The 14,597-nt window shown below is 46.4% G+C and carries 12 protein-coding genes and 2 rRNA genes (1 of these 14 only partly in view); 7 read left to right on the plus strand and 7 right to left on the minus strand.

What is annotated here, in order from left to right; translation table 11 throughout:
• From NDI44_RS12120 to NDI44_RS12130, 3 genes are all read left to right on the plus strand, one after another.
• Positions 1-98: ribosomal RNA gene (locus tag NDI44_RS12120) — 23S ribosomal RNA — on the plus strand (it extends 2,790 nt beyond the left edge of the window).
• A gap of 60 nt (positions 99-158) precedes the next feature.
• A 5S ribosomal RNA gene (gene rrf, locus NDI44_RS12125) occupies positions 159-276 on the plus strand.
• Positions 277-466: 190 nt separating this feature from the next.
• Positions 467-2,314: a caspase family protein gene (locus tag NDI44_RS12130; protein ID WP_190411488.1), complete on the plus strand. Its 1,848-nt coding sequence runs from the start codon at positions 467-469 to the stop codon at positions 2,312-2,314.
• Between the two features lie 42 nt (positions 2,315-2,356).
• Here the strand turns inward: NDI44_RS12130 and NDI44_RS12135 are convergent, their stop codons facing one another.
• Genes NDI44_RS12135 through NDI44_RS12145 form a run of 3 tightly spaced genes read right to left on the minus strand, consistent with a single transcriptional unit; the run spans position 2,357 to position 4,939 of the window.
• Positions 2,357-3,442: a nucleotidyltransferase domain-containing protein gene (locus NDI44_RS12135; protein WP_190411489.1), complete on the minus strand. Its 1,086-nt coding sequence runs from the start codon at positions 3,440-3,442 to the stop codon at positions 2,357-2,359.
• 3 nt (positions 3,443-3,445) lie between these two features.
• A complete protein-coding gene (locus NDI44_RS12140; protein WP_190411490.1) occupies positions 3,446-4,594 on the minus strand; it encodes an acyl-CoA dehydrogenase family protein in 1,149 nt (382 codons plus the stop codon).
• Positions 4,595-4,618: 24 nt separating this feature from the next.
• Positions 4,619-4,939, minus strand: a complete 321-nt coding sequence (locus tag NDI44_RS12145; RefSeq protein ID WP_190411491.1) for a nucleoside triphosphate pyrophosphohydrolase — start codon at positions 4,937-4,939, stop codon at positions 4,619-4,621.
• Between the two features lie 15 nt (positions 4,940-4,954).
• Here NDI44_RS12145 and NDI44_RS12150 point away from each other — a divergent pair, with 15 nt between their 5' ends.
• Entirely contained in the window at positions 4,955-5,527 is a 573-nt protein-coding gene (locus NDI44_RS12150) for a hypothetical protein (RefSeq protein WP_190411492.1), read from the plus strand.
• Between the two features lie 130 nt (positions 5,528-5,657).
• Here NDI44_RS12150 and NDI44_RS12155 read toward each other — a convergent pair whose 3' ends face one another.
• The gene (locus tag NDI44_RS12155; RefSeq protein WP_199304775.1) at positions 5,658-7,949 is read right to left on the minus strand and encodes a DNA phosphorothioation-associated putative methyltransferase; all 2,292 of its coding nucleotides are present in this window, start codon (positions 7,947-7,949) and stop codon (positions 5,658-5,660) included.
• Between the two features lie 197 nt (positions 7,950-8,146).
• On the opposite strand from NDI44_RS12155, the gene NDI44_RS12160 reads away from it, so the two are divergent.
• Complete coding sequence (locus NDI44_RS12160) at positions 8,147-8,770, plus strand: 2OG-Fe(II) oxygenase (protein ID WP_190411493.1); 624 nt, start codon at positions 8,147-8,149, stop codon at positions 8,768-8,770.
• Here NDI44_RS12160 and NDI44_RS12165 read toward each other — a convergent pair.
• Positions 8,767-9,648 (minus strand): alpha/beta hydrolase, encoded by an 882-nt coding sequence (locus NDI44_RS12165; protein ID WP_190411494.1) that lies wholly within the window; start codon positions 9,646-9,648, stop codon positions 8,767-8,769. The two genes, NDI44_RS12160 and NDI44_RS12165, sit on opposite strands and share 4 nt — an antisense overlap.
• 92 nt (positions 9,649-9,740) lie before the next feature.
• On the opposite strand from NDI44_RS12165, the gene NDI44_RS12170 reads away from it, so the two are divergent.
• Both NDI44_RS12170 and NDI44_RS12175 read left to right on the plus strand, forming a co-directional pair.
• Entirely contained in the window at positions 9,741-10,598 is an 858-nt protein-coding gene (locus NDI44_RS12170; protein WP_190411495.1) for a prohibitin family protein, read from the plus strand.
• 255 nt (positions 10,599-10,853) lie between these two features.
• A complete protein-coding gene (locus tag NDI44_RS12175) occupies positions 10,854-12,794 on the plus strand; it encodes an ABC-F family ATP-binding cassette domain-containing protein (RefSeq protein ID WP_190411496.1) in 1,941 nt (646 codons plus the stop codon).
• Between the two features lie 52 nt (positions 12,795-12,846).
• Here the strand turns inward: NDI44_RS12175 and NDI44_RS12180 are convergent, their stop codons facing one another.
• Positions 12,847-13,971, minus strand: coding sequence for a THUMP domain-containing protein (locus NDI44_RS12180; RefSeq protein ID WP_190411497.1), 1,125 nt, complete (start codon positions 13,969-13,971; stop codon positions 12,847-12,849).
• Positions 13,972-14,005: 34 nt separating this feature from the next.
• Positions 14,006-14,563 (minus strand): Uma2 family endonuclease, encoded by a 558-nt coding sequence (locus NDI44_RS12185; protein ID WP_190411498.1) that lies wholly within the window; start codon positions 14,561-14,563, stop codon positions 14,006-14,008.
• Between the last annotated feature and the right edge of the window lie 34 nt (positions 14,564-14,597).

Raw genomic sequence — 14,597 nt, forward strand, 5'->3', positions numbered from 1 at the left:
CAGTAAGGTCACAGGAAGAACACCTGTAAATAGGCGCCAGGTGGAAGTGCAGCAATGTATGCAGCCGAAGCGTCCTAATAGACCGAGGGCTTGACCTCAACTCCTAAAACTAAACTAACGTTACTATGCAGTATTGAGGGTTCATCCTCACATTCTTTCCTGGTGCTACTAGCGTTGTGGAACCACACCGACTCCATCCCGAACTCGGAGGTGAAACGCAACTGCGGCGAAGATACTCGGTGGGTGACTGCCTGGGAAAATAGCTCAGTGCCAGGTTGATTTTTAGTTAGATTGACTATAATAAAGGGTCGCTCTTCAAGAGCGACCCTTTATTATAGGATTGAGCTAATGCAAACTGCTTTGTTTCCACTGTGCAATTGCCAAAAGAAGCCGTTTCCTGTAGTTTGCTTGTTAGTAAATGCTATTTTTGGGCTACCCTCTCTAATAGATATCTGGGGCATGGGTCATGGCAAATCACTGGGCGATCGCAATTGGCATCAATCAATATCAGTTTTTCCAGCCTCTAAGCTATGCCCAAGCGGATGCACAGACGCTGTGGCAGTTTCTGGTTGACGAAGCTGGATGGTCAGCAGACGAGTGTCTGCTGTTAACGGACACCTCACCGCCGATTAGCGATCAGTCAACTTACCCTACTAAGGAAAACCTGCTGGATTGGTTTGATGAGTGGTGCCATGCGCCAGTAAACGTCGATGATTCGCTCTGGTTCTTTTTCAGTGGGTATGGAGTAACCTTCGACGGGGAGGATTACCTAATGCCCAGTCAAGGAGACCCAGATGAAATAGCGGAAACTGGTATATCTGTAAGATCGCTCTTTACCACTCTCAAAGAGTCGGCGGCTAAAAATATTTTGGTGCTGCTAGATATAAACCGCAGTCAGGGCGGTCAAGCAGGTGCAAAGGTAGGGGCGCAAACTTTGGAATTAGCCCAAACAATGGGTATTGCCACAGTCCTGTCCTGCCAAGTTGATCAATTTTCTTACGAAGCGTCCTCACTGGGTCATGGATTATTTACAGCAGTACTGCTAGAAGGACTGCGATATAACCAAGGCAAGAATTTGGAGAGTCTGGAGCGTTATCTGCGATCGCACCTGCCTGAGTTGAGCGAACACCACTGGCGACCCGTTCAGATACCCTTGAGTGCAATACCCTCTTCGGCAAGTAACTACAAACTCCCAACGCTCCTCCCGAACGGAGTGATGAACTGGAATGCGACCTTAGCTTCAGATACACCTCCAGTAGCTTCCACTTCTGGTATGCACAACGTCGGAATGGATCGTCAGGAGGCTACTCCGGGTATGGTGGGGCATAATAACGTAGCTGGTGCAGCCGCCTTGACCCAGAAGCAGACTTCTAAAGGATCGGAGACAAACTATAACCCTTCCGGCATCCGCTCAGGGATTGGTCAAGGTGCTATCGTCCCCCAGACAAGTGTGTCATCTACTACCCTTGTAGATGACACACCCTGGTGGTTGAATCTACTTTTGTGGTGCGGTGGTATCGCACTGATAGTGGCATTGATCGGGGGGGTATTTCTCCGTAACCGAGCCGCATTTATTGGTCAGCAGGCAATAAATACTTCAACGGATGCCGCTCCTGGCAGCACCACACCGGCTGCTGTATCGTTACAGTCAGCTTCTTCAGGTTCCAAATCCCAGAATGCAGTGGGGGGCACCGAGACCCAAGCGGGGGCGAATCAAGCGGTGTTGGATAGAGCAAGAACTTTGATCGTCCCAAATCAAGCTTCTCAGTTTAGTCAGGCGATCGCAGAAGCCCAGAAAATAAAACCAGGCGAACCTCTCTACGAACAGGCACAGCAAGACATTGCACGCTGGAGCGGTGTGATTCTGGATTTAGCTAACGGGCGGGCAAAACAAGGGCAGTTTGATAAGGCGATCGCGGCGGCACGACTGGTTCCAGAGGATAATCAGTCCCTTTATAAGGAAGCTCAAGGAGCAATCGCCAGCTGGCGTGAAAAAGCACAGCAACAGCGAACCAACAAAATCCTTCTCCAATCTGCTCAAGGATTAATTCAACCCGGACAAGCTTCGTCTTACACTCGCGCGATCGCCGCTGTTCGCAAAGTACCCCCCGATCAGCCTGGATATACCGAGGCACAACAGTTAATTGCCCAGTGGAGCAAAACGATTTATCAGACAGCGCAGACTCGCGCCTCTGATGGAAGGCTTAAAGAAGCCATTCAGACAGCGGCTTTAGTCCCGAAAGACACACCTACCTATACGACTGCCCAGAAGGCAATTGACCAGTGGCAAAAAAAGGTACAAGGTACAAAGTAAAAGCCAAATTTGCAAAAGACAAAACGTTGTCCGCTATTAGCCTTACCACCCTTGCATTGCCACTAAATCAATACAAAGTCGATTAATTGCTTCTCTATCTACACTTCTAGGCAGGGTAGATTTAGCGTAGGCTTCATCGAGTCCTTTGTACAAATTGTTAGCGATCGCCATGACTTCTTCATAGCGATACTCGCCGTTTTTAATGGCTAGCAATTCCCGTGCATCGCCGGTTTCCCGGCGATCGACTATTAAGGTTTGTGTCTCTAAAATTTCGATACCTGTTCTTAATAAGCGGATAGCCTGCATCGCAAATTTAGAGTCATACCCCACTTTAGCTTCCATCGCTGCCCGTGCTGGATTGCGATTTTTTTTCCATTGTTGGTAGTTATCGTATTCTCGGCGGGCGTTTTGATACTGCTGGCTTTTTTGCAGCAGTTTAATAAATTCTTCCGAGCTGCCGGTAAGTTTCCGGGTGTACTCCAGCGGTTCTTCTGGTAAAGCGTATTGCTTCAATACCCCCTTAAAATCAATTTTGGCAGTTAGCAAATTATAAAGTTCCTGCCCTTCTTCCAAAAACTGAATTCGGCCTCTAATTAACAAGTAGAGATATTCTAGAAACGCATGAATTTCGCCCACCGTCAGCGCTTGGGCAGGTTCTAATCCAAAGTCTTCTGGCTCAGGTTTTCTGGTTGGTGGTTCGAGTAACCAGCGGCGGTGAGACTCTAATTTTTTTATTTGGGCATAACCGTATCCCGCATAAGTGTGCTTCACCTTTTTTGACAGAAACATCTGTTTATAGCGTCTCAAGGTATTACCGACTTCAGTTAAAAGAACATAATCTTTGAACCAGAGAAGCTCTAAAATATTTGGGTTGTTATCGGCAGACAGTTCTAAAAATTTTTTCAGCTCATAAATACAAGTATCTTTAGTCAGATAAGAAAATTCTCCAGGCTCTTCTGTCCAACCTCTATCCTTTTGTTCAATTTGAGAAAATCCCAGGTAATAAGGCTTAGTTGCCACAAAAATACCGCGATAGTCATAGTCTGAGGTTTCAGTCGCTAAACCGTAGCCCCTGGAACCTGTCAAAGCAATCAGAATCGTTCTAGCTTCAACTTCTTGGCGATTCATAGATTAATCGGATGAGGAATAAGTTTCAAGTTGCTGTTTGTCGGTCCCAGGCTGAGTCTCCTCAGTGCTGAGAGAAAGTGCGGATTCTGAACGCACCAACCTGTTGAGCGTCGCCTCCATGACAGCCGTGGTTTGACCGGAAACAGTAAACACCAGTGCCTCGCGGTAAACTCGCTGTGCTGCGTGGTGGCTGTAGTTGGCGGCACCACGGGAAACGGTAACGGCAGCATGGGCACACCGCACAGCTAAATCAATTGCCCAAGCTCGGATTTGCAGACGATCTGCAAAGGGTTTAGAGGGATGTCTGATGGCAGTGCTACAGGCGGTGAGTTCCCGGTCGAGTGACTTAAAAGCTTTGGAAATAAAGGCGTTAGGCTTGGTTAGAGCAGCAGCTTCCAGAATATCAAGTCCAGCTCTAGCGCATCCCAAAGCAAAAAAGCCTTGGTGAAGGACATTCTTCAAATCGTTTTCGTGAATCCAACCCGCAGGCTTGATAGAGACAACACGCTCTTGAGGCAAAAACCAACTGGTAAGATTTGCAGTGACGGTATTGGTTGAGGTCATTGCTGCCAGTTGCATTGGCTGGGTAAATGTAATTGCACCCCCCATCTCCTGATACTTGGTAACAAAGGGCACAATGCCAAAGACTGCGCCCCCATCGGGGAGTGTTGCGGCGACAATAAACTCTTGAAACAAGCCCCAGCCCGTAACCCAAGGCACTTGTCCCTCTAGATGATATCCCCCTTCTACCGGAAAGGCTTTCACAGTTGGGTCGCCCTGCCGCCGCAATTGAGAGAAGCCGACACCGACTAAAATCTGCCCGTTGCTCATACGGGGAAGATACTGGCATTTAAGAGAACAATTTTTGCTGGCGACAAGCATCCCAGCGGCACTTTGATGTTGAGTCTGCAAGAATGCCAAAGCACCGGAATATCTTGCAATTAGCTCTTGAAAAGTCCGAAAAGTCTGTTCACTGACTTCGGAACCACCCCACTCTTGGGGAACTCGCAACGCCAGTAAAAAACGTTCGCCAAGTCCTTTAAGCGCCTCTCGTAGTGCTTCTGGGCTGCCATCTATCTGTGTGGCTAATGGTGCAACCGATTTTCTTAGATAAGACTCGGCGATGTCTAGCAGGTGTAGCGGGTTATCCATACCTCTACCGTATCGACTTCGCGGCTACTGAGTCCACAATAATCGAAAGCGCTGGTCAAAGCCACCTCGCTCTGAACGTCGTTTTTCTTGTTCTGCCAAAATTGAGGAACGCTCTATTTGACAAGCTGCACGCAAGGCATCGATGACTTCGTATAGGTCAGCGAGTTCTTTCACTAAGTCTTGAGCAGTAGCTTCAGCAGCTTCTTGCGCTTCTTCGATGAGTTTATCTCGCAATGCTTGGTGATACGCTGCTTCTGTCATTACCTCTACTTCACACTCTCGCCCTGCTTGGTGAATGATTTCGGGAATGCGATCGCGTACCAGCTTATTGTACTCTTGATGCACTATAGTTCCTCAACGATGAAAGAAGTTTCCCTAGGAAAATACCTTACTTTAGAGGATTTTTGCACCTGTACCCAGACTTATCAAAAGTACGCATCCAAAATTTATCCATTTCCCCAAAATCCAGAAGAAACGCTGCCTGCACTACAAAAGCTAAATCAACTTATCTTAGATCCAATAATTGACTATTTCGGCGTTAATGATTTTCACCTAACTTATGGCTTTTGTTCCAAGGACTTAAAAAGATACCTAGATAAAAAAGATTCGGCGACAGGTCATAAAAATGGTCGAGTTGCACCGGAACTAGACCAGCACATGGCGCATGAAATGAACAAGAATGGTAAATATTACTGTAAACGACTAGGCGCTGCCTGCGATTTTTTGATCGTTGGTTCAGATAGCGATCGCGTTATCGATTGGATATTAAGTCAAAAATTACCATTTGATTCTCTATACTTTTATGGAGTAGATAAACCAATTCATATCAGTTATGGTTTTCAACACAAGAGAGACATCAGAACCTTCACAGCATCGGGGCAACCAACACAAAAGGGAATTGAACATTGGATTCAGTTAGCAAAAGAATTGTGAAGCTAGTTTGAATTGAAATTAATGAATTTTTTTAACTACAAAGTTTTGCCAAGGAAAGCGCAAAGTTACTCCAAGGAAAGAAAACAAAAATCTTTGAGTACATCAGGGTTAACCTTTGCGCTCTTTGCGTTTAAAAAGATGTTACTTTTGTATTTTTCCTTTTTTCACGAACTGCTGTTAATTCCTGCACCCGAATCGGATCGGCGTCTTTACGCCAGCAAAGACAATAATCTTCTATTTCTAGGCAGTTTGCCTTTAAGCATCGTTGCCAATCTCTAAGCGTTTTAATAGTCCGCTCATCATTTAAAAGCCCCCAGTCTTCTTCCTGTTGAGTGAGTCGGGAAAACTTCTCATAATTCGGATAATCGGGGGTAATAACAGTTTCTTTTCGATGTAGTATTGGTGGATTAACATCATCTTCGTAATCCCGGTAGCTGACGCTCAAATCTCTCAGATCGATTTGCATACTGGTGTGCAGGACCGGATGAGGATCAGTATCGAAATTGGGATAGAACAAATATGAAACTTTTGGTTTATAGGTGTGAAATTTAATTAGCGTGGCTTCATCCATGCGTCCAATTGTACGACTAGCGCAGCCTTCGTAGAGGCGCAGCAACGGTTCGAGTTCGGAAAAAGCTGAAACATGAACCATGAAGGAACTAGGATAGAGAGGCGTGTGCTTAAAACCAGTGGTACAGCCAACCAAGCTTTGTTGACAGCAGTGGGCAATCACACCGGGATCGCCTAGACTAAATAGCATTTCCTCAGCTAATTCCCAGGCTTCGTCGTAGCTACCAAATAAACATTTGATATCGTTACGGACTTCTGGTGATATTTGTTTGAGCTTGAGATGATTGAACTTGCCTAGTGCGAGATAAACTAAAAGGTCTAAGCGGCGTTTTTGAGCGATCGCATCCCACTCTTTTTGGTCGGTTGCTTGTAAAATGACCTGGAAGGCACGGCGAAACCCGCCAAATTCAGCCCTCAAATTCTCCAATTCTGGTTTTTCATTTTTGACAGGCAGACGACCGCGTTCGGTGACAAACGCCATCAGCGGTGCCAGCATTTCCTGGTAATCTTCAAATCGCTTGATGTTGGCACGAATTCTGGGAGTTGTGGCGCGAGAACGAAAGCGAGAGGCGCGGTAAGCTTCGGCAAGCCTTTCATCTCGGAAAACAAAGTAAATGCCTAATGCAACTGGCACCGCATTAACATTAAGAACCTGGTCAATATAAATTTTCAGTTCTTCCTGTTCGTAGTATTTCTGAAAAGTATTGCGGCGAGTAATCACCCCATCGCCGTAGGCAAGTTGACCCGTTCCTCGGTCATCAATTAAAACCAGTGCAGCAACAATTAGGACTTTTTCTGTTAACTCCCAGGCGTTTAATAATGCTTCTCGACGCTCATCTGTGCGTTCAATAACATTGATGATATAACCGAGATTAACAATATCAGCGGTGGTGCGGGGGGTATCCGGAGAGTAATAAGGGTCCCATCCAGCGCTGGTGTAGCCCTTTTCCGCTATGTGCTGAATATCGCTTCCGTAGCCGCAACCATAGTCAAAGAAAGTGCTATCTTCACTAAATAAGCCAGCTTCTAAAGCGAGACGCACGGGGCGAGAAAGATTTTTACGAGCAATTGCAGCTTTGTGACGCTCTATTTTAGGCAGTGTCGAATGTAGAGAGGTTGGATGTAAGTTCTCTACAACTTGCCGCCGAATAACTTGATGACCCTGGATTTCGACACCATAATCTTGTAAGCATTCTAACCAACCCCGAAGCGTTCCAATGCCACGGGTTTTGTCTAAAAGCCGCAATTTCTCTTCTTGCCGAGTGAGGTTGGCGAATTTTTCGTAGTGGGGATAATCGGGGGTGACAAAGGTTTCTTTGCGGTGGAGGACAGGGGGATTGTCGCTAGTACTGTAGTCTCGGTAAGTTGAACTCCCGTCCCGAACATCAATCTGAATGCTAGCTTGCAAGGCGGGATGAGGGTCGGTATCAAAGTCAGGATAAAACAAGTAAGAGATTTTAGGCTGCTCGATGTTGAATTTTATTAGGGTAGCGCCATCAATACGTCCTACTGTTCGTCTTGCATAGCCCTCGTAGAGCCTCAGCAGAGGGTCGAGTTGAGAAAGTGCTGACACATGAACGTAGAGGGCACCCGGCAGCAATTTACCGATGGGGCTTTGTTGGCAGCAGTTGACAATGACACTCAGGTCGTTCGCGCCCAATAAAATCGGCTTGTCGCTGTCAAACCAGCCCGGAAGATTATTGTGAACTTCGGCGGCTAAGTTTTCCAGGTGGGAACAATCATTGCTAACAGCAAGGTAGAGGAGAATGTCTTGACGGTGATGTGTTTTAGCGCAGCGGTTCAGAAATAGCTTTGCATCCCACTCTTCTACTCTGTATGGGTTCAGCATCATGGTCGCACCATTTCCCTGAAACAATGATGGATACAAAGTAGAGTAAACCTATTAATTCCTAAATTGCTGATTTGCTCATTTCTGTAAAAATAATTTACTTAATTTTGAAATAGTCGGGATGGGGCGGTGGAATATACACAACAAGGTGCAACAAGCGATACAACTAACAGAAGGACATTTCATTTTCTGAGAGTTTCTTGAGCTACTACCGCCTACAGCACCAAGTTTTTGAGCCTGACTACCTCAGCGAATTGCAGGGGCAGATTCTCGCGTGTCCCTATTTTGCGGTTAACAACTTGAACCGCGACTTTATCGGCACTAAGGGATTTTCGGTTGTATTCCAGCGTTCGGGCTTGAGCGAAGTTGAACGAAGTTTTCCCTTTTTCAAACCTTATCTCAACGTGGCTTTGCACCCGAAGTGTAATGCTTTCTATCTCAATCCTTTGATGCTGAAGGAGGGTTCTCGCGTCGATCCCCACATTGACCGCAGTCTGCGCTCTTACTGCAAGAGTATCGAACCGCCAGCCTGGGTGAGTGTCCTCTATGTTCAAGTGCCACGGGATTTGATGGGAGGAGAGTTAGTGTTACGCTGCCAGAAGCGCAATGTAGGACAAATTCGCCCTCAAGCCAACACGCTGCTAGATTTTCAGGGCGATTTAACTCATTCAGTGAATCAAGTCACCAGTTCAGGGTTTCGCCTGAGTTTGGTTTGCGAGCAGTACAGCTTGTGTGAAGCCCAACTCCAAGAGATTCCAGAGTTTACGATTGAATCGAGGGCAATTAAGTCAAAGGGAAAGAAGAAGGAAAAGCTAAAAATTTAGCAAAATTCTAGAATATGCTGGGCGGTAATTTGGGACTGTTCCAAGTGAGGAACGTGACCGCAATTTTCGATCCAGATGAGTTGAGAAAGCGCGATCGCTCTTTTAAATTTCTCTGCGTCAGCCGTCCCTAAAATCCTGTCAAACTCTCCCCACAGAATCAGTGTCGGCTTGTCGATTTGAGCAATTTTATCGCTCAAAAAGTTGTACCCCCCGCTTTTGGTGAAGGCAATCAGGGCATCATGCCAATTGGGGAGATCGAGGTGCAACGCCGCACACCGTAAAGCATCGAGAGAGGCAAAGCTTTGATCGTAGTAAGCATTGCGTGAAATGCGATCGCGCACTTTCTGATTTCGCAAAAATGAAGTAGCCAGATTACTAATGGGAGGAAACAACAACCTGCCAATGTTGGGGGGACTGGCGAAACCAGCGCTATCAATCAACACCAGCTTTTGCACCGCTTCCGGGTAGGTGAGGGTAAAATCAATTGCCGCAGCACCCCCCATTGAAGTTCCCACGAGAACAATTGGCTGGTTAATCAGCGTTTTCCAGAAGTAGTAGAGATGGGTTTTAATGGCTGTTGGGCTAAACGGGAGTCCCGCCGGTCGTTCGGTAAAGCCGAAACCCAGCAAATCGACAACCCAGGCTTCATTCTGGGCTGCTAGCAGTGGTAGGAGGCGACGAAACTCGAAAATAGAGCTATCAAAGCCATGCAGCAACAGGATGGGCGTTCCGCCGCTACCCTGATGAACGTAGGTGGTAGCGATCGCCTGTTGCGAGAGAGGAGTTGCGATCGCAGTCTGCTCGATACTCTCTGCTAGGGCTATCGAGGTGGATTCTGTCAGCGCTTGGGCTGCGGATGGTAGAAAACGGGTAAACATGAGTTTTAGTTTACCGTGGAGAAGGGTGATACAGAAGTAGAGGTAGCAAACCATAACCCCTGAGTCACACCAAAACAAAAGGAGATCGGCTCTTGAAAAATCAGTACGCGCAGAATTTACAATTATCAATCCTAGGGATTATCACTGCCTTAGTCCTCTTTATTAGTCTCAATTCTTTTGTAATTATTAACCCAGGTCAGGCAGGAGTCATCAGTATCTTAGGGAAAGCGAGAGATGGAGCTGTGCTAGAAGGCATCCACCTCAAACCCCCACTGATCTCAGTTGTAGACATCTATGATTTGACCGTGCAAAAATTTGAAGTTCCGGCACAGAGTTCTACCAAGGATCTACAGGATCTCTCTGCTAGATTTGCCATCAACTTTCGCCTCGACCCTATCCAAGTCGTTGAGGTGAGAAGGAAACAAGGAACCTTAGAGAATATCGTGTCAAAAATTATTGCACCGCAGACTCAGGAATCCTTTAAAGTAGCAGCGGCTAGGAGAACCGTTGAAGAAGCAATTACTAAAAGAGAGGAACTGAAACAAGACTTTGATACTGCCTTGGGTCAACGGTTAGATAAGTACGGAATTATCGTGCTAGATACTAGTGTCGTTGACCTAACTTTCTCCCCTGAGTTTGCGAGGGCAGTTGAAGAGAAACAAATTGCCGAACAGCGGGCGCAACGAGCAGTTTATGTGGCGCAAGAAGCTGAACAAGAAGCCCAAGCAGACATCAATCGTGCTAAAGGTAGAGCTGAGGCTCAACGACTCCTAGCTGAAACCTTAAAGCAACAAGGTGGTGGGCTAGTTCTTCAGAAAGAAGCGATCGAAGCGTGGAGACAAGGAGGTTCCCAAATGCCAAAAGTTCTCGTCACGGGTGGTGACTCTAATAGCAGTATCCCATTCCTCTTCAACCTGGGTAATCTTCAGGATGCAACTGCCCCTCAATAGTTTTAGGGGGTAGATTCGCCTCTTCAGAATTAAGAAGGCGAACCATGAGCGAATAAAATTAAGGGTTGCCAGCTAACACATCGTTACGCTCAGTTATGCTTATGCTTCGACCCTACATAGATGGTTTTGTAGGGGCGAAGCATTCGGGAAATAAACCCAAACACACTCCAAGAAATTGCACTCCCAAATGCTTCGCCCTCTATTTAGGCAACTCACGGGCAACACCTACTCCCTCCAAACAAAGTTGAGAATGATATGAGCATATTTACACTGCAATCAGTTAAAAAAGACTTTGGCATCAAAGAAATTTTAAAAGATGCCAGCTTTAGCCTAGATCCTACAGATAAAGTCGGTCTAATCGGTACCAATGGCTCCGGAAAATCAACGCTGTTGAAGATGATAGCCGGACTAGAACCGATTGATGGCGGTCAACTTTTAGTCAACTCAGGAGTACGGATTGTTTACTTACCTCAGCAACCCGACTTAGATGAAAATCTCACCGTTCTAGAGCAAGTCTTTGCCGATAGCGGGGAGCAAATGTCCCTTGTCCGCGAATATGAAGAACTGTCAGACAAACTGGCTCACAATCGAGAAGATAGCCAGCTCATGTCCCGCTTCTCTACGGTCATGCAACGCATGGATGCTACTGGTGCTTGGGAACTGGAGACAAATGCCAAAATCATCCTCACCAAGCTAGGAATTGAAGATTTTAACGCCAAAATTGCTACTCTATCCGGCGGCTATCGCAAGCGAATTGCTTTGGCAACCGCTTTGCTTTCAGAACCCGAAGTGTTGCTGATGGATGAACCAACTAACCATCTAGATGCCCTATCTGTTGAGTGGTTACAAAGCTATTTGAACCGCTATCGAGGAGCAATTCTGCTCATCACTCACGATCGCTATTTTCTCGATCGCGTCACCAACCGAATTCTTGAAATCGACCGAGGCGACCTCTACACTTACGCGGGTAACTATTCCTACTATCTGGAGAAAAAAGCCCTCGCTGAAGAGTCTGCTGTCAGCAGTCAGCGCAAACATCAGGGAGTACTTCGCCGAGAATTGGAATGGTTGAAGCGAGGGCCAAAAGCCCGGAGTACCAAGCAGAAAGCTCGGATCGATCGCGTCCACGAGATGCAAGCAACTGAGTTCAAACAGACTCAGGGCAAAGTCGATATTTCCACTCTGAGTCGTCGGATTGGCAAAAAAGTTATTGATTTAATGAATATCTCTAAAGCCTACGATGGACGCACCTTAATCAAAGATTTCACCTATGAATTTAGTCCCGAAGATCGTATCGGCATCATCGGTGGCAATGGTGCAGGCAAATCAACTTTGATGGATATTATCACCGGGCGCGTTCAACCTGATTCTGGAAGCGTTGAGATTGGCTCTACCATTCACATTGGCTATTTTAACCAACACTCTGAAGAATTACTCGTTGCATTGAATGAAAATTTGCGAGTGATTGACTACATTAAAGAAGTTGGAGAATATCTCAAAATTGCCGATGGCACTCAGATTACGGCTTCCCAAATGTTGGAGCGTTTTCTATTCCCTGGCAATCAACAATATGCCCCGATTCATAAACTTTCTGGTGGGGAAAAACGTCGCCTATTTCTGTTGCGCGTTTTGATGAGTGCGCCTAATGTTCTCATCCTTGATGAACCAACCAATGACTTAGATGTTCAAACCTTAGCGGTCTTAGAAGACTATCTAGAAGATTTCCCCGGCTGTATGATTTGTGTCTCCCACGATCGCTACTTCCTCGACCGCGCCGTAGACAAAATATTTTCCTTTGAAGAGGGTGGCAATCTGCGCCAATATCCAGGTAATTACTCAGTTTACTTGGACTACAAGAAAGCCGAAGAAGAAGCAGCATTGCGCGAAGCTGCCAATGCTAAGGATAGCTCAAAGTCAGTGCAGCCCCAAGTACGTCCAGCAGAGCCACAACCCTCTAGTAACAATAACAACAAACGGCGTAGGCTTTCAACTTGGGAAAAGCGCGAGTTTGAGAAACTTGAAAGCAAGATTGCTCAATTGGAAACCGAAAAAGCTGAGGCAGAGAAAGCGCTTTATAATGCGGCTCCTGGTAAAGTCGCCCAAGTTGGGGAACTCTATCAAAAGGTGGAAACTTTAACTCAGGCTATTGATGCTGCGACTGAACGCTGGATGGAACTCGCTGAGATTGAGTCTTAACAGAATTGGGGAGAAAGATGAATGCTTTCGATTCTTCCACTGGCTTTAATTTTTAATACAATTCGTACTTGAGCAAAGTACACGCTAAAGAACCGTTATAAACAGGAATGCGACGAGATGTTTTGAGTCCCACTCTTTTCGATAACTCTTTGTTTCCGGTCAAAACAAAGGCAGTCCAACCTTTGAAGCGTTGTTTGAAAACATCACCGAGCATTTTGTAGAGTTCGCCCAATTCTCTCTCATCTCCCAGACGTTCTCCGTAGGGCGGATTACAGATGAGAACGCCGCTGTCTGCGGGTGCTTCTAATTGGGATAATTCGGTTTGCGTAAACGTTAGCTTATCTGCAATGCCGCACCGTTGGGCATTCGTGTGAGCTTGGCTTAGGATATCAGGGTCTTTGTCGCTCCCCCAAATTGGTGCTTTTAAGTCTGAGATTTCGCTGTTTTCGGCTTCCGCCCATATCTCGTCCCACAGATGTTCGTCAAAGTCCAGCCAGCTGAAAAAGCCAAACTTTTCCCGAAATAATCCGGGGGCAATATTCAAAGCTTTTAAAGCGGCTTCTAAGGGAAGAGTTCCAGAGCCACAGAGCGGGTCTAAAAAGGGAAGATTCGCATCCCACTCTGCCATGTCGAGGATAGAAGCCGCTAGAGTCTCCTTAAGCGGAGCCAGCCCCATTGCGGGTCGATATCCCCGGCGGTGGAGACTGGTACCCGAACTGTCTAAACTTAAAATACAACGGTCTTGATGGATGTGGACATTAATCCGCACATCTGGATTTTCGGTATCAACGCTAGACCTGTGACCGGATTTGTCACGCTGTTGGTCTACGATGGCGTTTTTAACTTGTAAAGCCGTGAAGTGGGTGTGGTTAAGTTTTTGATTGCCTCCTGTACAGTCCACAGCTAGGGTGTTGTTGGGGCGTAGATACTCATCCCAGGAGATGTTTTGCACCCCTTGGTAGAGCATCTGGGCGTCATAGCAGGCAAATTCATGGATGGGGACTAGCACTCGAAAAATTGTCCTTGCCCAGAGATTCACCCGGTATAGCAATGCTTTATCGCCAACAAAATGTACTCCAGTAAAATCAGGACGGACTTCCTTTGCCCCTAGACGTTCCAGTTCAGCAGCGGCAGTAGACTCTAGACCACGGGCAACTGTGGCAAAGTAGTGATTCATAATGAGAGCGATCGCATCTGTAACAGTGGAACCATTAAATCAGTTCTGCTTGTTCAAAAATCTGTCTGGGTGTTAGTTCCAAACCTAGAAGCAGGGTATCCACGATGGGCATCGTATCTGTGTAGACTTGACTCGATCCATCTGGGAAAAATACCCGGATATTCATCGCTTCAGGATCTACAACCCAGACTCTTAAAATACCAGCATCAAAGTAGTCTTTCGCTTTATTTTCAAATTCTTTCAGGGTTTGGTCTGGGGAAATAATCTCAATTACCAGTTCGGGAGGCACAGGACAAGCTTCGTTCCGCTTCCAACTGGCGGGTAGGAGTTGGTAAGAAATGTAAGTCAAATCGGGTATAGGTGCCCAGTCTTGACCATGACGTTTCAACAGCACTGCCCATTCTTGAACAACTCGTCCTCGTCCTTTACACCAGGCACCAATGAGAACCCACAAAGCTGACTGTAGTACAGAATGAAAAAGCTTAGGAGACACTTTAGGCACTGCCTGACCATCTACAAACTCATAGGTTACATCTCCTTCAGGTAAAGCTAGAAATTCCTGTAATGTGAGTTTGGTTCCGGTGCCTACCATGACTATAAGTTATCCAAGTGGATGGGCTAATAAA

This window comes from Trichocoleus sp. DQ-A3, from assembly GCF_039961975.1.
In the GTDB taxonomy this organism is placed as follows: domain Bacteria; phylum Cyanobacteriota; class Cyanobacteriia; order Cyanobacteriales; family FACHB-T130; genus FACHB-T130.